This is a genomic window from Nocardioides seonyuensis (genome assembly GCF_004683965.1).
GTDB lineage: Bacteria > Actinomycetota > Actinomycetes > Propionibacteriales > Nocardioidaceae > Nocardioides > Nocardioides seonyuensis.
In genome coordinates, this window is sequence record NZ_CP038436.1 from 758,813 (window position 1) to 777,789 (window position 18,977).

Genomic DNA, 18,977 nt, shown 5'->3' on the forward strand with positions numbered 1-18,977 from the left:
GATAGCGTCGGCACCGTGGACCTTCCCGTGATGCCACCCCTGCTCCCGATGCTCGCCAAGAGCGTGTCCGGCGTGCCCGACCCTGCCAAGCACGGCGGCCTCAGCTTCGAGCCGAAGTGGGACGGCTTCCGCTGCCTGGTCTTCAAGGACGGCGACGAGGTCGAGCTCACGAGCCGCAACACCAAGCCGCTCACCCGCTACTTCCCCGAGGTGGTCGAGGCGATGCGCCAGCAGCTGCCCGACCGGGTCGTCCTCGACGGCGAGCTGTTCGTCGGCCTCGAGGGCCCCCAGGGGTGGCGCCTGGAGTTCGAGACCCTCCAGGAGCGCATCCACCCGGCCGCCAGCCGGATCACCAGGCTCGCCGAGGAGACCCCGGCCGGGTTCGTGGCCTTCGACCTCCTCGCCCTCGGCGAGGAGTCCTACCTCGACCGCCCGCTGACCGAGCGGCGGGCCGCCCTCACCGAGGCGCTCGCCCGCCTCGACGGCCGCGGCCCGTGCTTCCTCACCCGCACCACCGAGGACCCCGAGGTCGCCGAGCGCTGGTTCCACGAGTTCGAGGGAGCAGGGCTCGACGGGGTCGTCGCCAAGCCGCTGGGGGCGTCGTACCAACCCAACAAGCGCACCATGCTCAAGATCAAGCACGAGCGCACTGCCGACGTCGTTCTCGCCGGCTACCGCGAGCACAAGACCTCCACGCCCGAGGCGCCGCTGGTCGGCTCGCTGCTCCTGGGCCTGTACGACGCCTCGGGCGACCTGCAGCACATCGGCGTCTCGGCCAGCTTCACCGCCAAGCGCCGCGCCGAGCTGTGGGAGGAGCTCCAGCCGCTGGTGGTCGACATCGCCGACCACCCGTGGGGCCGGTGGAACGAGTTCCTGACCGCCAACCCCGACCGGGTGCCGGGCACGCAGAGCCGCTGGAGCCAGGGCAAGGACCTCTCCTTCACGCCGTTGCGTCCCGAGCGGGTGCTGGAGGTGAAGTACGACCACATGGAGGGGCACCGGTTCCGCCACACCGCCCACTTCAAGCGGTGGCGGCCCGACCGCGACCCCGAGTCCTGCGGATACGCTCAGCTCGAGGAGCCCGCCGGCTACGACCTCACGCGGATCTTGAGCACCGACTGAGCTCGACCAGACCAGGCTCGACCAGACCAGGGAGACAGCAATGACCGAGGACAGCATCCACGACGGCCACGGCACCTACGACGTCGTGCTGCTGGTGGAGCAGGCCATGTCCGCCACCGATGCCGCCCAGGTGCACTCGCTCCACGAGGAGATCAGCGACCAGGTGGTCTACCACGTGCTGCTGCCGCTGGAGGACGCCGCCGCTCGCATCGAGTCCTCGCTCGGCACCCTCGGTGCCGGCGACCTGATGGCCTCCCCCGGGCTGGCCCTCGGTGACATCGACATCGAGTCGGTGCGACGTGAGTGCCAGGAGCGCTCCGAGTCCGACCTCGAGGCGACTCTCGGCGCGCTTCGCCAGACCGGCGCTCAGGCACAGGGCTCCGTGACGACCGCGCCTCCGGTGGACGCCCTGGTGGAGAAGGTCTCCGAGGTGGACGCGCGCGAGACGATCATCTTGACCCGCCCCCACGTGGTCGCCGAGTTCTTCCACGTCGACTGGACCTCTCGCGCCCGCCGCAAGCTCGGCGTGCCCGTGCTCCACCTGATCGAGCACGAGACGTTCGACGAGCAGTCGGGCGGCGGAGAGGGCGTCAGCGGCCTCTGATCCGGCGGCGCGCGGCCCGGCCGAGGATGCGGACCGCCTCGCGGCCACCGATGTCGCCCCCGGTGGACTGCCTCGCCTCGGCGAGCTCGCGTCGCAGGTTGGCCACCGTCGCGCGCTGCGCGTCGCGCGCCTCCCGGCCCGCCAGGGTCGACTCGGCCTTGGTGTGGTCGAAGGTCAGCGCCACCGCATCGGCGTAGCGCGCCTTGTAGTCCTCGTGGATCTGGTCGAGTCTCGCCATGGAGGCCTCGTCGGCCGGCTCGGCCACCAGGGCGCCGAGCAGCTGCCAGACCTCCTCGGCCATCTCGCGCAGCCAGTCGGGGGTGCGCACGTCGTCCCAGGTGAGCTGGGACTTGCGCATCGACGGCTCGATGAAGTCGTCGACGGGATGAGGCTCGCGTTCGTCGAGGTCGGTGTTGAAGCTCAGGTCGAGCTGGTGCTGCACCGGCTCGAGGGCGGTGCGCCAGTCGGCGAGCAGGTCGCCGTACCGCACGAACGCGCGCTTGTGGCGACGACCGGCGTGCTCGGTCAGCAGCGCCGCGTGCACCCAGCCGGCGACGTTGGAGGTCTCCTTGGTGAGGCGGAGCTCGTCGGACTGGCTGGAGAGGTAGGCGATCTCGCGTGAGCCGACGACCTCGGCCGGGTGGCGCAGCGCCGTCAGCCAGCGCAGGTCGGCGTCGAGCTCGGCGCTGACCTCCTCCCACACCCGGGCGAACCAGAAGGCGTGCGGGTCCTTGACCACGACCTGCTCCGGCTCGAGCTGACCTGCGAGCCACTCCCGCAGCTCACCGCTCGGGACCCCCGAGGCGACGTACGACGCCACCAGGTCGACCGCCGCGGGGCGGCTGTCGATGTTGAACAGCGCCAGCTCCTTGAGGTGGCGCTTGTGGAAGTCGATGACCCACTTCGGCTCGTAGAACCCGCGCGGGTTGGTCTCCGAGGCCTCCACCTCGGGCTGGGGCACGTGCAGGCCCAGCCGCTTCAGGGTGCCGGCGAGCGAGCTGGTGCCGCTGCGGCCCGACCCGGAGACGAGGACGAGGGGGGTGGGCATGGCGGTCACCTTATCGGCCGGGTGGCTCCCTCTAGGATCGACGGTGTGGCGGTCAAGCGAGGGGTCCGGTCGGTGCTGCGCCGGCGCAACGGCCTCCGTGTGGTCTACGTCCTCTTCAACGCCGACGGGATGGGCGGGACCGCCCGGTCCGGCATCGCGCAGGCCAACGCCCTTGCCGCACTGGGCGAGGGACACGATGTCTCGGTCCTGAGCGTCACCCGCAGTGCCGACCACCCGCACTACGCCCTCGCCGACGGCGTGGGGCTCACCTACCTCGTCGACGTGCGCGGCGAGCGACCCGTCGCCCTCTCCGGCGACCATCCCGCCGAGCTGGGAGAGCGGGAGTCGCTGCTGGTCCCCCGCAGCTGGGACGCGACCTTCAGCGGCCTGACCGACGCCACCCTGCGCGCCCACCTCCGCCGGCTCGACGCCGACGTCGTCGTCACCACCACCCCCGAGCTGCTGGCCGTCGTCGCCCAGCTCGCCCCCGACGACGTCGCGCTGGTGCACCAGGAGCACCGGGCGTCCTCGCGGAGGGTCAACGACATGGGAGCGCTGCTCGAGTTCGCGCCGCGCGCCGACGTGGTCGCCTCGCTGACCGAGTCGATGTCGCGTTGGCTGGCCGGCAGGCTCGGCGGGGCGGCCCCCGAGCTGGTCGTCGTGCCCAACCCGCTCGCGTCCGACGAGCAGCCCCGCTCCACGCTCGACCAGAAGACCTTCGTCACCGCAGGACGGCTCGCTCCGGAGAAGCAGTTCGAGCACGTCGTCGACGCCTTCGCCCGGGTCTGCGAGGAGCTTCCCGGCTGGACGCTGCGCATCTGGGGCGACGGTCCCCGCGCCGACAACCTCGCGGCGCAGGTCCGCAAGCTCGGTCTCGAGGACCGCGTCGCGCTGCCGGGCAGCACCGAGGACATGACCAGCGAGTGGGCCGCCACCAGCATCGCGGTGCTGGCCTCCCGGGGCGAGGGCTACCCCCTGATCCTCCAGGAGGCGATGGCCGCCGGCGTCCCGCCCATCAGCTACGACTGCCCGTCGGGGCCGCGCGAGATCATCACCCACGACGTCGACGGGCTGCTCGTCACGCCCGGCTCGAAGGCCGCCCTCGCCGCCGCCATGCTGCGCCTCGCGGGTGACGACGACCTGCGGTCACGACTCGGCCGGGCGGCCCTCGAGCGGTCCACCGAGTGGGACCCCGTGGCCATCGCCCGGCGCTGGGTCGACGTCTTCCGCACCGCCGTCGCCCGGCGGGCCGACCCGCTGGCTCCGCGCCGCGTCCTCCACGGGCTGCGCCCGGGCCCACTGGGTGACCTGCCCGAGGGCGACTTCGCGGTCGGCACCACCCCCGCCGAGGCCCGCACCGAGGCGCTGCGCGTGGTCGCGGCGGCCGCGGCCACGACCGGCGAGCGGTGGTTTGTCATCCCGCCCCGGGGGCTCGACCCGCACCCGGTGGTCGTCGTGCCAGCCCCTCGCCGCGCCGGCTTCCTCGCGGCACTGGCCTCGGGTCGGGCGCCCACCTGGCTCTCCCTGCGTGACCCCGAGGAGCGCGGCTGGCACGAGCGCCGCGGCACCTTCGAGGCCCTCGGCGCCGACCTGGCCCGCACCCGCACCGCCACGGTCTTCGTGGAGCCGTGGCCCGGACGCGGCGGCCATGACGGCCTCCTCTCCCAGGACACCGGCGTCGCCGTGGAGTTCTGGGAGGAGTCGCCCGCCGGCGACCTGCTCGCGCCCCACCTCAACCGCTACGGCGACCGGGTGCCGGCCGCACTGCTCGACTCGGCCGAGCGGACGTCGTACGACGTCTGTGGCGTCGCGGTGCCCACGCTCACCCTGATGACCCATCCCACGCCCGACGACTGCCGGTTCGAGGTGGACGTCGTCTACACGTGGGTCGACGGCGACGACCCTGCGTGGCAGGACGCCCGCGACGCGCGGCTGGTCGGGCTCGGGCAGCAGCCGTCCGAGCGGGCGGGGGGCGCCCAGCGCTACCGCAGCCGCGACGAGCTGCGCTACTCGATGCGTTCGCTCCACCTGTTCGCGCCGTGGGTGCGCCGCATCCACCTCGTGACGGCCGGGCAGGTGCCGACGTGGCTGGACACCGACCACGAGAGGATCCGGCTCGTCGACCACCGTGACATCCTCCCCGCTGACGCGCTCCCGACCTTCAGCTCGCACGCGATCGAGACCCGCCTCCACGCGGTGCCCGACCTGGCCGAGCAGTTCATCTACGTCAACGACGACGTGTTCCTGGGCCGGCCGCGCAGGCCGGAGCACTTCTTCTCCCCCAGCGGTGCCCCCGCGGCCTTCGTCGCCGACCACCGCGCCGTGGGGCTGCCGGGCACCGACGACCGGCCCTACCTCACCGCCGCACAGAACAACCGCCGGCTGCTGCTCGAGGAGCTCGGCGTCGCGATCACCCAGACGATGATGCACAGCCCGCACCCGCAGCGGGTGTCCGTGTTGTCCGAGATCGCCGAACGCTTCGCCCCGGCAGTCGACGCGACGACCCGCTCCCCCTTCCGCTCAGAGACGGACGTCTCGCTGCTGTCGTCCTTCGCCCAGAACTACGGCCTCGTCACCGGTGCCGCCTTCCGCGGCTCCGCCCACGGCGGCTACGTCGACCTCGGCCACCAGCAGCTCCCCAGCCAGCTGCAGAGCATGATGCGTCGCGACCGCGACTTCTTCTGTGTCGCCGACAACCTGCTGTCCGCCTTCGACGAGGAGCGCGCCGACGCCCTGCTCCACGACTTCCTGGAGCGGTACTTCCCCGTCGCCACTCCTTGGGAGAAGTAGGCCGGCTCCGGTGCCCCGACGTGCTCTCGCCCCGCTCGCGGACTCGTCGCCGGGGGTAACCTCCCGCGACCCCGATCGTTGGTAGGGGCATGGGCACAAGGCGCTGGCCGTGCATCTCGGGCCTGGTGGCGAGCGTGCCGTGACACCGCACAGACACCCCGGTTCCTCCCGTGGGGCGGATGACGCCCAGGGCCAGACGCTGCTCGCCCACCCCTCGAGTGTCGCCGCGGCGCGCCGGATGGTGCGCGAGGTCTTGGCATCGGCCCACCGCGACGAGCTCGTCGACACCGCGCAGCTGCTGGTCAGCGAGGTCGTCACGAACGCGCTCGTGCACGCAGGGACGCCCATCGACTTCCACGCCTTCGTGGGAGAGGCGGGCCTCCGCGTCGAGGTGTCCGACGGCAGCACGCAGGCGCCATCCCCGCGCCGCTACGCGGGGATGGCCGGGACCGGCCGTGGGCTGAAGCTGCTGCAGCAGCTCGGCGACAGCTGGGGAACCCTCCCGCTGCCCGACGGCAAGACGGTCTGGTTCGAGCTGGACGGGAACGACGAGCTGGACGAGAACGTCCCAATGCCCGTCGCGGCAGGCGAAGGCCAGGGCGGGGCCGCCCGGGGCCCGTACGACGACGCGGTTGACGTCGTGCTGCTCGACACTCCCTTGCTCCTCCACGCCGCCTGGCAGGAGCACGCCGAAGCGATGCTCCGCGAATACCTGCTGGTCAGCCTCGACGACGACGACCCGATGGAGGTACTGGCCGCCCATGCGGCCGCGAGCGACGCCATCTCCCTGCTGAACCAGCACATCCTCGTGCCCCACCTCGGCGAGGACCCGGCGACCGTCATGGCGCAGGCGGTGGATCCCGAGCTCTCCTCCCGGCGCGTCGTGCTGCACGTTCCGCGCGCCTCCGTCCCCCACTTCCGGGTGCTGGACGAGACCATGGAGACAGCCCTCGGTCTCGCGGAGTCCGGGACGTTCCTGACTCCCCCGATCCAGCCGGAGGTCCGCGAGCTGCGCCGCTGGCTGTGCCAGGAGGTGTCGAGGCAGGCCCACGGAGGACCGCCTTCCGCCTGGTGGAGCGATCCCGACGTGGCGACGACCGACGCGGTCTCGCCGATTCCCTGGGAGGACGACGTGATCGCCACGCCGGGCCAGGCCGTCCTCGCCGCCGACGTCAACGGCCGGATCGTCGTCGCCAGCCCAGGTGCCTGCGAGCTGCTCCGGTACGACACGTCGGCCGAGCTGGTGGGCCGCCGACTGGTGGCGATCATCCCGGCGCGCTACCACCAGGCTCACCTGGCGGGGCTCACGCTCCACCTCAGCAACGGACGCAGCCCCCTGCTCGGCCGCACCGTCGTCGTACCGTTCCTGCGACGCGACGGTTCCGAGGTCGCGGTCGAGATGCTCGTCGAGGTGCGCAGACAGGAGGGCGAGCGCGTCTTCGTCGCCGGGCTGAGACCAGCACCAGCGCTCCCTGGTTGAGGAAGGACGCCCCGTCGCTGGTTGAGGAAGGACGAAGTCCTGTCTCGAAACCCTTGTGGAATGGCGCTTTCCTCGACCTCCGACTGTCAGTGGCCTCCTGTTGGATTGAGGCATGCCAGCCACCACCGCCACCACCACGCAGCCGGGTTCTGCGGCTGCGGTGCTGGCGGAGGTGAAGGCCGAGCGGGTCGTCGAGCAGGCCGCGGCTGCCCGCCAGTTGTCGCTGGCTGCGGAGTGGGCCGACCTGCACCCGCCCGAGTCCATCCACCACGCCGCCGGGTTCTCGATCCCGGGGTGTGAGCACGAGGAACCCCTCGCCGGACCCGGGCACGCCGCTGGTGGCGGAGTTCTGCTGCGCCGAGCTCGGTGCAGTCCTGGGTGTCTCCACCACCGCGGCGAAGCGGCTGATCGGCAACGCCCTCGAACTCAGGCACCGCCTCCCCAGGCTCTGGGCAGCCGTCCAGTCCGGTCAGGTTCCGGCGTGGCGGGCACGGCTGGTGGCCGAGGCCACCGCCCACGCCTCCCCCGCCCTGTCGATGGAAGCCGCCGGCTGGATCGACGCCCAGGTCGCGGCGGTGGCCGGCAAGGTCGGCGCCGCCCAGCTCGACCGGCTGGTCACCGAGGCCATCACCCGGTTCCAGCTCGACACCACCGACCCCGACGACGAGAGGTCCCCGGGTGAGACCCGGCACCTCACCATCGAGAAGGACATCGTCTCCCGGTGCGGCACCATCGCCGTCAACGCCTCCCTCGACCTGATCGATGCCCTCGACCTCGACCACACGCTGTCTCATCACGCCGCCACCTTGAAGACACTCGGCTCCACCGAGTCCTTGGACGCCCGCCGCGCCACCGCGCTCGGGCACCTCGCCCGCACCCAGACCTCGATGGACCTCGCCGGTCTCCTCGGTCACGAGTCCTCGGTGGTCGAGGACGGCCAGCCACCTTCGGTGGTTGAGCAGAGTTCGGTGGTTGAGGAGGCGCGCCAGCGCCGTCTCGAAACCCCCGCGGCCCGCCAGCTCGTCCTGCACATCCACCTCACCGCAGCCGCGGTCGGCGACGGCGGCATTTCCTTCGACCACCTCGGTCGGATGGAGGAAGGCCAACGCCTGCTCCTGCTCGACCAGGTCAGGTCCTGGTGCGGCGACTCCCACACCCGTGTGGTCCTCAAACCCGTCATAGACCTCAACCAGCCGTCGCGAGCCAACGGCTACGCGATCCCCGACCGAATGCGCGACCACGTGATCCTGCGAGATCGGACCTGCGTGTTCCCACACTGCACACGACCAGCCCGGCGCTGCCAGGTCGACCACATCGAGCCCTACGACCACGACGCACAAGCAGAAGGCAGACCCCAACCCGGCCCCACCTCAACCGCGAACCTCGCCGCCCTGTGCACCTTCCACCACCGACTCAAGACCCACACCGGATGGCGCTACACCATGGTCGAGCCCGGGGTCTTCGAGTGGACCAGCCCCCACGGCCACCGCTACCTCCGCGACCATGACGGCACCTCGCCACTGGCTTCATCTGGTTTCGAGACAGGACTCCGTCCTTCCTCAACCACCGAACGTCGTCGTCCTTCCTCAAGCAACGACGACCTACGACATTGACCGCGCCCCGCACCCCGCCGCAGCACCACTCGGCGGGGGCACAAGCACGTCGAGGGCCGGCCGGCGCGGGATGATCTCTCCCTCATGGGTGGTCCCGATTGACTGGAAGAGCTCAGGGCCTCGCCAGCGACTCGAGCTCGTCTGGGTGCACTGTGGGGTCACCGCGGCCTCCACGCCGGCCAGCGCATCACCGCAGGTGCTTGCGCGTCAGGTGGGTTCGTCGAGAACCAATCGCTGTCCGCCATCGGCCAGCTCGCGGCAGATGTCCAGGTGGCCGACATGGGTCGCGGTCTCGACGATCACGTGCAGCAGGACCGCTCGTAACGAGGAGTGAGGAGGGTTGCCGCCGTCCTCGAACCACCAGGCGGGCTTTGCGTCCAGCGGCAAGTCGCTGATGGCTGCCGAAGCCAGCCGGCACTCGGCTGCATAACGCTCGAGTAGTTCCTCGTCGCTCTGCGTCTCGGGCGCCGTCCAGCCGTCGTATCCCTGAGGGATCTCCACAGGCTCGCCCGCCATGACTGCGCGGAACCAGACCCGCTCAACATCGAGGGTCAGATGCCTGACGAGACCTCGTGGCGTCCAGCCAGAGGGGACATGTGAACGGCGGCGAGCTGCCGCAGGCATGTTCAACACCTGCTCTGCGACATGCGCGCGCGTGGCGTCGAGCCGCTCCAAGAGCTCGCCCTTGGTGGTCTGCTCCGAGTTCATCTCCACCAGGGCAGTCAACTCGACGCGGTGAGGGCGCTCATCGTCGGGTGCGACCGCCGAGGCAGCCCCCGGCGGCCACGGCACAGAGGAGGCTTCGGAACACAGACGCATTCCCACTGCTGCGATCCCGCCCCGCACCCGAAAGGCGTCTCTGTCAGGATCACCTGCGTGGACGCCGAGACCTTCGCCTGGTTGCTGACCGACGAGGGGCAGCAGCTGCTCGTGCACGCCACGCACGCCTGGGCCGACCACGAGGGTGACCCAGTGCGGTCTGCGGCGGCGGTGCGTCGTACGGAGCCGAACGCCGACCGCGCGGCTGCAGCACTCACGCAGGTCCAGCTGCGGGCGAAGGCGGTCGCGAAGTTCGGGGCCGACGCGACCCGGATGTACTTCACCCCGGACGCCCTCGAGCAGGCCACGCGCACCCGCGTCGCGGCACACCGTGCAGCCCGCCTGGCGACCGCGATCCCCGGTGGGAGCGTCATCGACCTCGGGTGCGGGATCGGGGGCGATCTCATCGCCTTCGCCCGCGCCGGGCTCGTTGCCGCAGGGGTCGACCTCGACCCCGTGCGGGCGGAGATCGCGAGGGCCAACCTCGCCGCGCTCGGGCTGCCGGGTGCGGTCATGGCGACCGACGCCACGGCCGTGGACACCTCCGGCTTCGACGCCGCGTTCGCCGACCCGGCGCGCCGCAGCGGCCGTGGACGCGTCTTCGACGCCGACGGCTGGACGCCCCCGTGGCCCTGGGTCGAGGAGCTGCTCGCCCGACGTGCGGTCGTCAAGGTCGCCCCCGGCATCCCCCACGACCTCGTGCCCGAAGGAGTCGAGGCGGAGTGGGTGAGCGAGGGGGGTGAGGTCAAGGAGGCCGCGCTGTGGTCGTCCTCGCTGGCGACCGTCAGTCGGCGTGCCACCGTCCTGGGCGGCACGGGCCTGGCCAGCATCACCGACGAGGACGACCCGTTCGTCGGCCGGGACCGCCCGGTGCGCGACCTCGGCGCCTTCCTCTACGAGCCCGACGGCGCCGTGATCCGCGCCGGTCTCGTCACTGCGGTCGCCGCAGGCGTCGAGGGCGGGCTGGTCGACCCGCACATCGCCTACATCACCTCCGACGCCTCGTTCCACACGCCCTTCGCCAGGTCCTACCGCGTGCTGGAGCAGCTGCCCTACCGCGAGAAGCAGCTCAAGGCCGCCCTCCGCGAGCGCGCCATCGGCCGGCTCACGATCAAGAAGCGGGGCGTCGACGTCGTCCCCGACGAGCTCCGCAAGCGCCTGGCGCTGCACGGCGACAACGAGGCGACGCTCGTGCTCACCCGGGTCGACGGATCCGGCACGGCCCTGCTCGTCCAGCCGTTCTAGCAGCCCGTCCGCTCGACTCCAGCCACCCGCACGGGCAGCTTCCCCGGAGCCGACGCCCGGCCCAGCAGCACCTCCACGAGCACGGACATCGCGCCGGGGGTGTCGCCGTAGGTCGCGATCCGCACTGGTGCGGTGACCGCTCCGAGGACCCAGGGCGAGTCGGTGGCCACCGCGACCGCCCCGTCCACCGGGGCGTCGCGGTAGCCGGTGAAGCCGATGGCCGTGCCTGCCGCGAGCCTGGCCTCCTCGCGCGCTTCCCAACGGTCCAGCCGACGCTCACGGCGGTCCTCGCGGCGCTCCCAGCGCCGCAGCCGCTTGCGGAAGTGCCGGCGCCTCTCCTTGGCCTTCCGCTCCGGCTCGGGCGCGACCCGAGTCAGCCGGGCGGGAGGGGTACGGCGCTGCAGCACCGTGATCCCCGCAGCGACGGCCGCAGTGGAGAACGCCGCGACGGCCGCTGGGTCGCCGTACGGGTGCACGACGCTGTCCACCAGCGGTCCCTGGCATGGCCCGGCGACGACGGTGACCGCCGCTGCCGAGAGTGCGCGCGAGGCCCCCTTCGCCGACCCGGGGGCCGACCCCTTCGACCTGCCACGGCCACCGGCGACGTGGGACAGCAGGGCGATCTGTCTCGCGGCCGCCTGCTCGAGGCGCCGACGCGGCAGCTCGCCCCGGCGCACGGCGCGCACGAGGGCGTCGCGGGCGACCCGCGGGGAGGCGGGCATCAGCAGCACGTCGGCCCCGGCCCTCATCGCGCCGACGGCGATGCCGGCCGTGGTGCGTCCCCGCGTAACGCCGGCCATCGACAGGGAGTCGGTCACCACGAGCCCCTCGAAGCCCAGGTCCCGGCGGAGGAGCCCGGTGACGACCTTGCGCGACAGTGACGAGGGCCGACGCGGGTCGACTGCGCGGACGTCGAGGTGCCCCACCATCACGGCCGGCAGCCCCGCGCCGACTGCGGCCGCGAACGGCACCAGCTCGACCTTCTCGAGCTCGGCACGCGAGCGGTGCTGGACCGGCAGCGTCAGGTGGCTGTCGTCGGGGACGGACCCGTGCCCGGGGAAGTGCTTCACGACCGGCACCACGCCGCGTGCGGCGAAGCCCATGGCGGCCGCCGTCACGTGCTCGGCGACCACCAGCGGGTCCGAGGACGCCGCGCGGGAGCCGATCGTCGGGTCACCCGGCCCGCTGGTCACGTCGGCGTCCGGGGCGAAGTCGACCGTGAAGCCGAGCCCGCCCAGCTCGGCGGCGAGGGCGGCGTACGACGACCGGGTAAGCACCGCGTTCCGCGCGGCGCCGGCGCTCATGAACGCCGGGAAGCGGGTGGCCGCGCCGCGCAGCCGCTCGACCACCCCGCCCTCCTGGTCGACGCCGAGGAACAGCGGCCAAGGGCGGCGGGCGCGCTGGGTGAGCGCGGTGTTGACGGCCCGCACCTGGTCCGCGGACGCGACGTTGTCGGCGAACGCGATCACCCCACCCAGGTGGAGGTCGCGCACGAGCCGTACCGGGGCGCGGGTGCCGCGCCACTGCGCGACGATCACCTGGCCGGCGAGGTCAGGAAGCCGCATCCGTCCGACGATCCGCGCCGCCCGGTCGAGCCCGGCGAGATCCGGGCCCCACCCCTCACGCAGCCCCAGGCCCTCGGCTGGCGTCGGCGGGGTCTCCGTGGCCGTCGCCGCACCGGGCGCCGACTCGTCGGGGCGCTCGGTGGCGTCGCCCTCGCACGCCGAGAGCAGGAGCCCCAGCGTCAGCACGAGCGCGGCGGTCGGGCGCACGCCTCAGCCGAGGTTGTCCCGCTCGGCGCCGATCGTGGTGTCGGGGCCGTGCCCGGTGTGCACCACCGTCTCGTCGGGGAGCGCCAGCAGTCGCGACCGGATCGAGTCGACGATCAGGTCGGCGTCGCTGAACGACCGGCCGGTCGCACCCGGCCCTCCCTCGAACAGCGTGTCGCCGGTGAAGACGCAGCCCAGGTCGTGGACGTAGAGGCAGACGGCCCCGGGTGCGTGGCCGGGGGTGTGCAGCACCGTCATCGCGGCACCGCCGACGGTGATCGACTGCCCGTCGGACAGGTCGACGTCCCACAGCTCCGCACCCTCCTCGTCGCCCCCGTGGGTGAGCTCCCACAGCGGCCGGTCGGCAGGGTGCAGCAGGATCGGGGCGCCGGTGCGCTCGCGCAGGGCCGGGGCGACACGGACATGATCGTCGTGGGCGTGGGTGCACACGATGGCCTTCACCGCCCGCCCGGCCACGACCGCCATGATGGCGTCGACGTCGTGGGGTGCATCGATCACGACGCACTGCTCGTCGTCCCCGACGACCCAGACGTTGTTGTCGACGTCGAAGGTCTCCCCGTCGAGGGAGAACGTGCCCGACACGACGGCGTGGTCGACCCGCGCGCTCACAGCGTCACCACCGAGCGCAGCACGCCCTGACCGGGAGTCTCCATCTTCTCGAAGGCCGCCTCGACGTCCCCCAGGGCGATCTCCTCGCTCACGAACGCGTCGAGGTCGAGTCGCCCCTGCTGGTAGAGGTCGACGAGCATGGGGAAGTCGCGCGAGGGGAGGCAGTCGCCGTACCAGCTCGACTTGAGCGCTCCCCCGCGTCCGAAGACGTCGATCAGCGGGATGTCGGGCACCTTCATGTCCGGCGTCGGCACGCCGACCAGCACGAGCGTCCCGGCCAGGTCGCGGGCGTAGAACGCCTGCTTCCACGTCTCGGGGCGGCCCACCGCGTCGATGACCACGTCGGCCCCGCCCTCGTGTCCGGTGGCGTCGGCGGGTGGACAGAGCCGCCTGATCTCCTCGACCGGGTCGGTGTCGCGGGAGTTGACGAGGTGGGTGGCTCCCATTGCACGGGCTCCCTCGAGCTTGGCGTCGTCGACGTCGACGGCGACCACCGTCGACGCGCCCGCGAGCACCGCTCCCGCGATGGCGGCAGCACCCACGCCACCGCAGCCGATCACCGCGACGGTGCTGCCACGACGTACGGCACCGGTGTTGAGCGCGGCGCCGAGCCCGGCCATCACGCCACAACCGAGCAGGCCGACCGCAGCCGCCCGGGCCGAGGGGTCGACCTTGGTGCACTGCCCCGCGGCGACGAGGGTCTTCTCGGCGAAGGCGCCGATCCCGAGGGCCGGCGTCAGCTCCGTGCCGGCCCGGTCGCCCTCGGCCAGCGTCATCTTCTGCGTCGCGTTGTGAGTGGCGAAGCAGTACCACGGCTCGCCGCGGTGGCAGGCCCGACAGCTGCCGCACACCGCCCGCCAGTTCAGGACGACGAAGTCGCCCGGCGCGAGGTCGGTGACATCGGGACCGACCTGCTCGACGATCCCTGCGGCCTCGTGGCCGAGCAGGAACGGGAACTCGTCGTTGATGCCGCCCTGGCGGTAGTGGAGGTCGGTGTGGCAGACCCCGCACGACTGGACCTTCACCAGCGCCTCGCCCGGCCCCGGGTCGGGGACGTTGATGGTCGTGAGGGTGACCGGCTCACCCTTCGCGAGGGCGACGACCGCCTTGACCTGCTGCATGGGGGACTCCTCAGTCCGACGCTCAGTCGGGGTAGATGTTCTCGAAGGTGGCCAGGACCGAGTCGATGAGCTCCTGGCGCTCCTGCGCGTCCATCGGCTCCTTGTCGTTGATCACCATGCGCGGGAAGTCGAAGGTGATGGTCCACTCGCCACCGTGGTTGACGACGCCGTAGGCATCGGTGATCTCCTGGCGATTGGACGTGTTGCGGAAGTGGAAGCCGTAGAGCGTGCCGCCGACGACCACGTCCTCCAGCCGCTTGCTCCCCTTGGGCACGTAGATCGCGCGCTTCTTCATCTGGCGCGCAAGCTGGTCGAGGGTCGGTGTCCCGTCCACGAACGCCGGCGAGAGGGCGACGGAGGCCCGCAGGTCCTTGTCCCGGCGGGTCATCACCAGGCCCAGGTAGTCGGTGACCATCACCCAGTTCTTCGGCGTGCGGATCCTCGCCCCCGGGACCTTCATCCACGGGCCGTCAGCCGGCTCGACCGTGGGAGGCGCCTCGGAGGGCGAGGTGCTGGCGGTGCTGGTCGCTGCGCTGGAACCCTCGGAGGGCTCGCCGGCTCCCGAGTCGCCGCACGCGCCCAGCGCGAGCGCGGGGACGAGGAGGAGCGTAGCCAGGGATGAGCGTGGGACCGACCGAGACATGTCTCGACCCTAGCCGCAACAAATTCCATGTTTAGAGGTGAGCGCACCGGGGAAGGCGGGACACATGCTCCTCCCCGAAGACAGAGCCCTGCTCGGCGACACGATGAAGGGCCTCAACCTCGACACGGACACCATCGACATCCTGATGTCGACGCTCGACTCCACAGCCGACAGCATCAAGCCGCAGTCGGTGCTCAACGTGAGCGAGGCATGGTTCGGAGGCTCCCACACCGGCGGCTACCGGTTGGCGACCAACGCCGGCATGGCCGACCAGGCCGTGCGCGAGGAGCTGGGCAAGATGGCGGCCGGCATCCGCGAGATGTCGACCTCGGTGGGCCAGTTCGCCAGTGACGTCACCGGCGTCACCGAGGACACCCGCATCATGTTCACCAACTACGAGGCCGCCACCGAGTGCATCGCGGCCCCGACCTTCGACGGCGGGCAGTGCACGCTGCCGCCCGCGAGCGAGGACTGAGACATGGCAGTGGTGAAGGGCCCCAATCGCGCCAAGCTCGAGTCCTACCTGACGGGTGCCAACGAGGACGACATGCTCCTGGCCGGCCAGGACTGGAAGGACAAGGCCCGCGCGCTGAAGCTCCTCGCCGACGCCCTGGAGGCCGCCGCCAAGGATGCCGAGCTGAGCATCGGCAGCGAGACGCTGACCGGCCCGGCGCTGCGGGCCAGCATGACCAGCACGGCTACTTCGATCCATGACAAGGCGGCGAAGCTGGAGGCTGCCGGAGCCGAGCTCGTCCAGGTGGCCGGACGGCTGTCGATCGCGCGCACCAAGCTCACCAACATGCCGGAGCTCCAGGAGAAGCCGGAGCCCTACACCCCGCCCGCCGCGACCGGCGTCCCGTTCACCGACGCCGAGCTCACGCAGCAGGGCAACGATCGCAGGGAGCGCAACAACCTGCGGAGCGACTGGGACACCGCGTACGCCGACCAGGAGACCGCCGCCGCCAACCAGGTCACCAAGCTCGACGAGAAGTTCCTCGAGGCGATTCCGCCGATGAAGGCGATCCACGGCCAGGAGGACCCGACCGAGCCGCCCACCCCGCCGCCCGGGCAGCCGTCCGGTCCGGGCTTCCCGAGCACCGCTCCGCCGACGGGTGGCGGCGGCGGTGGAGGCGGTGGCGGCGGTGGCCACGTGCTCACGCCCATCCCGCCCAGGCCTCCCGAGAATCCGCAGCCCCCGATCTGCTTCCCGCCTCCACCGCCCCCGGTCGTGGAGCCCCCGGTGGTCGTCTGCCCCCCGCCGCCGCCTCCGCCGCCGCTGCCCCCGCTGCCGCCGGTCGAGCCGCCCGTGAACCCCCTGCCTCCGACCAACCCGACGGAGCCGCTGCCACCCCACACGCCGATCACGTCGGTCTCGGGCACCCCCCAGGGTGGGATCGACTACCAGCCGAGCTCCTCGGTGTCCTCGAGCCCGGTGTCCGGGGTGAGCGGTGCCACCGGCAGCGGCGCCGGCACCGGCGCCGGAGCAGCAGGACTGGCTGCCGGTGCAGGCGCTCTGGGAGCGGGTGGTGCTCGCGGCGGCGCGTCCGCTGCCGGCTCGCCCAGCCGCTCGGCAGGTGCGCGGAGTGCAGGCGTCAAGGGCATCGGCGCCACCGGTCGCACCGGCGGGCCGAGCGCGATCAGCCGCGGCGCTGCCGGCTCCGCGGGGAGTCCCACGTCGCGGGCCGGCGCGGCGGGAGCCGGCGCCCGCTCGGCTGCCGCCACCGGAGCGACCGGCCGCGGCGCTGGCGCCGCCGGCGGTGCCGGCGGACGTGGGGGCACGGGCGCCCGCGGGGTCGGCATGGCCTCCACCCAAGGTGGGCGCAAGGGCGAGCGCCGCTCGCCCGCCGAGCGTGACTCGCTGGTCTACGACCAGGACTGGCTGGGCGACGAGGACGTCGCTCCGGGGGTCCTGGACTGACCTGAGCGGCTCGCAGCCGCTCAGGCCACCACGGTGGTGAGCGGCTGCGAGGAGTCGGCCGGCAGGTCGAGTGCGGACGGCGCCCGACCTCGGGCGACGAGCTCGGAGCCGAGCGCGGCCACCATCGCGCCGTTGTCGGTGCACAGGCCCGGTCGCGGCACCCGCACCCGGATCCCGTGGGCCGAGGCGCGTTCCTCGGCCAGGACCCGCAGCCGGCTGTTGGCCGCGACCCCTCCGCCGATGAGGATGTCCTCGATGCCCCGGTGACGCGCGGCGTCCACGGCCTTGCGGGTCAGCACGTCGCACACCGCCTCCTGGAACGACGCCGCCACGTCGGCGACGTCGATCGCCACACCGTCGCGCTGCTGGGCCTCGACCCAGCGCGCGACAGCTGTCTTGAGGCCGGAGAAGGAGAAGTCGAAGCGGTGGCGCTCGAGGTCTCGCTTGCTGGTGAGCCCCCGGGGGAAGTCGATCGCGAAGCTGTTGCCGCTCCGCGCGGCGCGGTCGATGTGCGGGCCGCCGGGGAAGGGCAGGCCCAGCAGGCGTGCCACCTTGTCGAACGCCTCGCCCGCCGCGTCGTCGAGCGTGGAGCCCATCGGCTCGACACCCTGCGTGACGTCGGCGACCTCCAGGAGGCTGGAGTGCCCGCCGGACACCAGCATCGCCAGGCAGGGCTCCGGGAGGGCCCCGTGCTCGAGCTGGTCGACGGCGACGTGGGCAGCGAGGTGGTTGACGCCGTAGAGCGGTTTCCCCAGCCCGAGTGCGAGCGCCTTCGCGCTGGCCACCCCGACGAGAAGGGCTCCGGCCAGCCCCGGGCCGCTGGTGACCGCGATGGCGTCGACGTCGTTCAGCGCGATCCCTGCCGTCTCGCAGGCTCGTTCGATCGTGGGCACCATCGCGTCCAGGTGGGCTCGGCTGGCCACCTCCGGGACCACGCCCCCGAACCTCGCGTGCTCCTCGACGCTGCTCGCCACGGCGTCGGCGAGCAGGGTGTGGCCGCGGACGATGCCGACGCCTGTCTCGTCGCAGGAGGTCTCGATCCCGAGCACGAGGGGCTCGTCAGGCATGCCGACCTCTCACGCGCGGGAAGGGCGCCGGCTCCGGGCGGTTGGCTGCAGGGAGCCACCGGCACATCACCAGCGCCTCGGACCCGTCGCGGTAGTAGTGCGGGCGTACGTCGATCACGGTGAACTGTCGCGCCACGTAGAACGCCACCGCGTCGGTGTTGGTCACACTGACCTCCAGCAGCATGCGGGACGCCTCGTGGGTGTCCTCGAGCGCGGCCTCGAGCAACCGGCTGGCGATGCCCTCGCGCCTGGTCTGAGGGTGCACGGCGAGGCGCAGGAGGTCGACGACGTCGCCCACCGACATGGTCACCACGTAGCCGCTCAGCTCGTCGGTCACCAGGAATCGGCGGCTCGGACCGTCGAGCTCCTGACGCAGCTGCTCGGCGCTCCACGCGTCGACACCGAAGAGCGCCTGCTCGAGCTCGAGCAGGGCCGGGAGGTCTGACTCAGTGGCGGGACGGATCACGAAACTGGCTTTCTGGGAGCGCCGGCGACCGCGTCCGGGCGCCGCAGGTAGAGGGGCTCGGGGTCGAGCAGCTCAGCACGCTCGTGGGTGACGGTGTGCGCCAGCCACCCGGCGCTGGGCTTCTCGGGGCCCACCCCCTGAGGGAACGCCTCAGGGTAAAGCGCCGGACCCGCGCCCGTCACAGGAACGGAGGTGGCGACCTCGGCCGGCCTGCTCACCGCCGGCCCGGCGATCCGGGTCCCGGCGGCGTCGTAGGAAGCGACGTAGACCTCCTTGCGGCGCGCGTCGGTCGCCACCATGAAGGGTTCGTCCACCGCGCCCGTCTCCACCGCCTCGACGGCGAGCACGTCGAGCGTGCACACGCCGTAGACCGGAACGGCCAGCACGAAACCGAGGGTGCGCGCAGTCACCAGACCGACGCGCAGCCCGGTGAACGGCCCCGGTCCCACCCCCACCGCGAGGGCGGTGAGGTCCTGGCGCACGACGCCCGCAGCGCTCATGACCTCCTCGATCAGTGGGGCCAGCTGCTCGCCGTGCTTCATCGGCCGGTCCGAGGAGCGCTCGGCGACCACCCGGTCGCCGTCGTGGAGCGCGACGGTGACCAGCGCGGTCGCGGTGTCGAAGGCCAGCAGCACGGTTGCG

Annotated in this window: 17 protein-coding genes; 8 read left to right on the top strand and 9 right to left on the bottom strand. The window is 72.3% G+C overall.

The window, feature by feature from the left end; all coding sequences use genetic code 11:
* Positions 1–15: 15 nt before the first annotated feature.
* Both EXE58_RS03730 and EXE58_RS03735 read left to right on the top strand, forming a co-directional pair.
* Positions 16–1,122, top strand: a complete 1,107-nt coding sequence (locus EXE58_RS03730) for an ATP-dependent DNA ligase (RefSeq protein ID WP_167288671.1) — start codon at positions 16–18, stop codon at positions 1,120–1,122.
* 40 nt (positions 1,123–1,162) lie between these two features.
* Complete coding sequence (locus EXE58_RS03735; protein WP_135266633.1) at positions 1,163–1,726, top strand: hypothetical protein; 564 nt, start codon at positions 1,163–1,165, stop codon at positions 1,724–1,726.
* Here the strand turns inward: EXE58_RS03735 and EXE58_RS03740 are convergent.
* Positions 1,713–2,774, bottom strand: a complete 1,062-nt coding sequence (locus EXE58_RS03740; RefSeq protein ID WP_135266634.1) for a sulfotransferase family protein — start codon at positions 2,772–2,774, stop codon at positions 1,713–1,715. The genes EXE58_RS03735 and EXE58_RS03740 overlap by 14 nt on opposite strands.
* 45 nt (positions 2,775–2,819) lie before the next feature.
* Here EXE58_RS03740 and EXE58_RS03745 point away from each other — a divergent pair, with 45 nt between their 5' ends.
* The 3 genes from EXE58_RS03745 (at position 2,820) to EXE58_RS03755 (ending at position 8,657) form a co-directional block, all read left to right on the top strand.
* Complete coding sequence (locus EXE58_RS03745; protein WP_135266635.1) at positions 2,820–5,564, top strand: stealth conserved region 3 domain-containing protein; 2,745 nt, start codon at positions 2,820–2,822, stop codon at positions 5,562–5,564.
* Positions 5,565–5,703: 139 nt separating this feature from the next.
* Positions 5,704–7,044 (top strand): PAS domain S-box protein, encoded by a 1,341-nt coding sequence (locus EXE58_RS03750; RefSeq protein ID WP_135266636.1) that lies wholly within the window; start codon positions 5,704–5,706, stop codon positions 7,042–7,044.
* A 296-nt stretch (positions 7,045–7,340) separates the two neighbouring features.
* Positions 7,341–8,657, top strand: coding sequence for an HNH endonuclease signature motif containing protein (locus EXE58_RS03755; protein ID WP_167288673.1), 1,317 nt, complete (start codon positions 7,341–7,343; stop codon positions 8,655–8,657).
* A gap of 207 nt (positions 8,658–8,864) precedes the next feature.
* Here the strand turns inward: EXE58_RS03755 and EXE58_RS03760 are convergent, their stop codons facing one another.
* Entirely contained in the window at positions 8,865–9,365 is a 501-nt protein-coding gene (locus EXE58_RS03760) for a mycothiol transferase (protein ID WP_135269410.1), read from the bottom strand.
* A gap of 168 nt (positions 9,366–9,533) precedes the next feature.
* On the opposite strand from EXE58_RS03760, the gene EXE58_RS03765 reads away from it, so the two are divergent.
* Complete coding sequence (locus tag EXE58_RS03765) at positions 9,534–10,721, top strand: class I SAM-dependent methyltransferase (protein ID WP_135266638.1); 1,188 nt, start codon at positions 9,534–9,536, stop codon at positions 10,719–10,721.
* Here EXE58_RS03765 and EXE58_RS03770 read toward each other — a convergent pair.
* Genes EXE58_RS03770 through EXE58_RS03785 form a run of 4 tightly spaced genes read right to left on the bottom strand, consistent with a single transcriptional unit; the run spans position 10,718 to position 14,884 of the window.
* Complete coding sequence (locus tag EXE58_RS03770; RefSeq protein ID WP_135266639.1) at positions 10,718–12,493, bottom strand: glycoside hydrolase family 3 protein; 1,776 nt, start codon at positions 12,491–12,493, stop codon at positions 10,718–10,720. The genes EXE58_RS03765 and EXE58_RS03770 overlap by 4 nt on opposite strands.
* Before the next feature lie 3 nt (positions 12,494–12,496).
* Positions 12,497–13,120, bottom strand: coding sequence for an MBL fold metallo-hydrolase (locus EXE58_RS03775; protein WP_135266640.1), 624 nt, complete (start codon positions 13,118–13,120; stop codon positions 12,497–12,499).
* Positions 13,117–14,241, bottom strand: coding sequence for an S-(hydroxymethyl)mycothiol dehydrogenase (locus EXE58_RS03780; protein WP_135266641.1), 1,125 nt, complete (start codon positions 14,239–14,241; stop codon positions 13,117–13,119). Before EXE58_RS03780 ends, EXE58_RS03775 begins: the two co-directional genes overlap by 4 nt.
* Before the next feature lie 22 nt (positions 14,242–14,263).
* Positions 14,264–14,884, bottom strand: coding sequence for a hypothetical protein (locus tag EXE58_RS03785; RefSeq protein WP_135266642.1), 621 nt, complete (start codon positions 14,882–14,884; stop codon positions 14,264–14,266).
* Between the two features lie 64 nt (positions 14,885–14,948).
* Between EXE58_RS03785 and EXE58_RS03790 the strand changes: the two genes are divergently transcribed.
* Together EXE58_RS03790 and EXE58_RS19395 are read left to right on the top strand one after the other, a co-directional pair.
* Positions 14,949–15,359: a hypothetical protein gene (locus EXE58_RS03790; protein WP_135266643.1), complete on the top strand. Its 411-nt coding sequence runs from the start codon at positions 14,949–14,951 to the stop codon at positions 15,357–15,359.
* A gap of 3 nt (positions 15,360–15,362) precedes the next feature.
* The gene (locus tag EXE58_RS19395; protein WP_167288675.1) at positions 15,363–16,802 is read left to right on the top strand and encodes a hypothetical protein; all 1,440 of its coding nucleotides are present in this window, start codon (positions 15,363–15,365) and stop codon (positions 16,800–16,802) included.
* Positions 16,803–16,822: 20 nt separating this feature from the next.
* Here EXE58_RS19395 and tsaD read toward each other — a convergent pair whose 3' ends face one another.
* The 3 genes from tsaD to tsaB are packed head-to-tail and all read right to left on the bottom strand — an operon-like array spanning position 16,823 to position 18,970.
* Positions 16,823–17,869 carry a tRNA (adenosine(37)-N6)-threonylcarbamoyltransferase complex transferase subunit TsaD gene (gene tsaD / locus EXE58_RS03805; RefSeq protein WP_135266646.1) on the bottom strand — a complete coding sequence of 349 codons (1,047 nt, stop codon included), beginning with the start codon at positions 17,867–17,869 and terminating at the stop codon, positions 16,823–16,825.
* Positions 17,862–18,335 (bottom strand): GNAT family N-acetyltransferase, encoded by a 474-nt coding sequence (locus tag EXE58_RS03810; RefSeq protein ID WP_135266647.1) that lies wholly within the window; start codon positions 18,333–18,335, stop codon positions 17,862–17,864. The genes tsaD and EXE58_RS03810 overlap by 8 nt, the downstream gene beginning before the upstream one ends.
* Entirely contained in the window at positions 18,332–18,970 is a 639-nt protein-coding gene (gene tsaB / locus EXE58_RS03815; protein WP_135266648.1) for a tRNA (adenosine(37)-N6)-threonylcarbamoyltransferase complex dimerization subunit type 1 TsaB, read from the bottom strand. The genes EXE58_RS03810 and tsaB overlap by 4 nt, the downstream gene beginning before the upstream one ends.
* Positions 18,971–18,977: the final 7 nt, after the last annotated feature.

What these genes read in the sequence shown, in the direction of transcription:
- EXE58_RS03785 (WP_135266642.1), bottom strand. Translation starts at nt 14,884, where the DNA reads ATGTCTCGGTCGGTCCCACGCTCATCCCTGGCTACGCTCCTCCTCGTC.
- tsaD (WP_135266646.1), bottom strand. Translation starts at nt 17,869, where the DNA reads ATGCCTGACGAGCCCCTCGTGCTCGGGATCGAGACCTCCTGCGACGAG.
- EXE58_RS03760 (WP_135269410.1), bottom strand. Translation starts at nt 9,365, where the DNA reads ATGAACTCGGAGCAGACCACCAAGGGCGAGCTCTTGGAGCGGCTCGAC.
- EXE58_RS03735 (WP_135266633.1), top strand. Translation starts at nt 1,163, where the DNA reads ATGACCGAGGACAGCATCCACGACGGCCACGGCACCTACGACGTCGTG.
- EXE58_RS03740 (WP_135266634.1), bottom strand. Translation starts at nt 2,774, where the DNA reads ATGCCCACCCCCCTCGTCCTCGTCTCCGGGTCGGGCCGCAGCGGCACC.
- EXE58_RS03780 (WP_135266641.1), bottom strand. Translation starts at nt 14,241, where the DNA reads ATGCAGCAGGTCAAGGCGGTCGTCGCCCTCGCGAAGGGTGAGCCGGTC.
- EXE58_RS03790 (WP_135266643.1), top strand. Translation starts at nt 14,949, where the DNA reads ATGCTCCTCCCCGAAGACAGAGCCCTGCTCGGCGACACGATGAAGGGC.
- EXE58_RS19395 (WP_167288675.1), top strand. Translation starts at nt 15,363, where the DNA reads ATGGCAGTGGTGAAGGGCCCCAATCGCGCCAAGCTCGAGTCCTACCTG.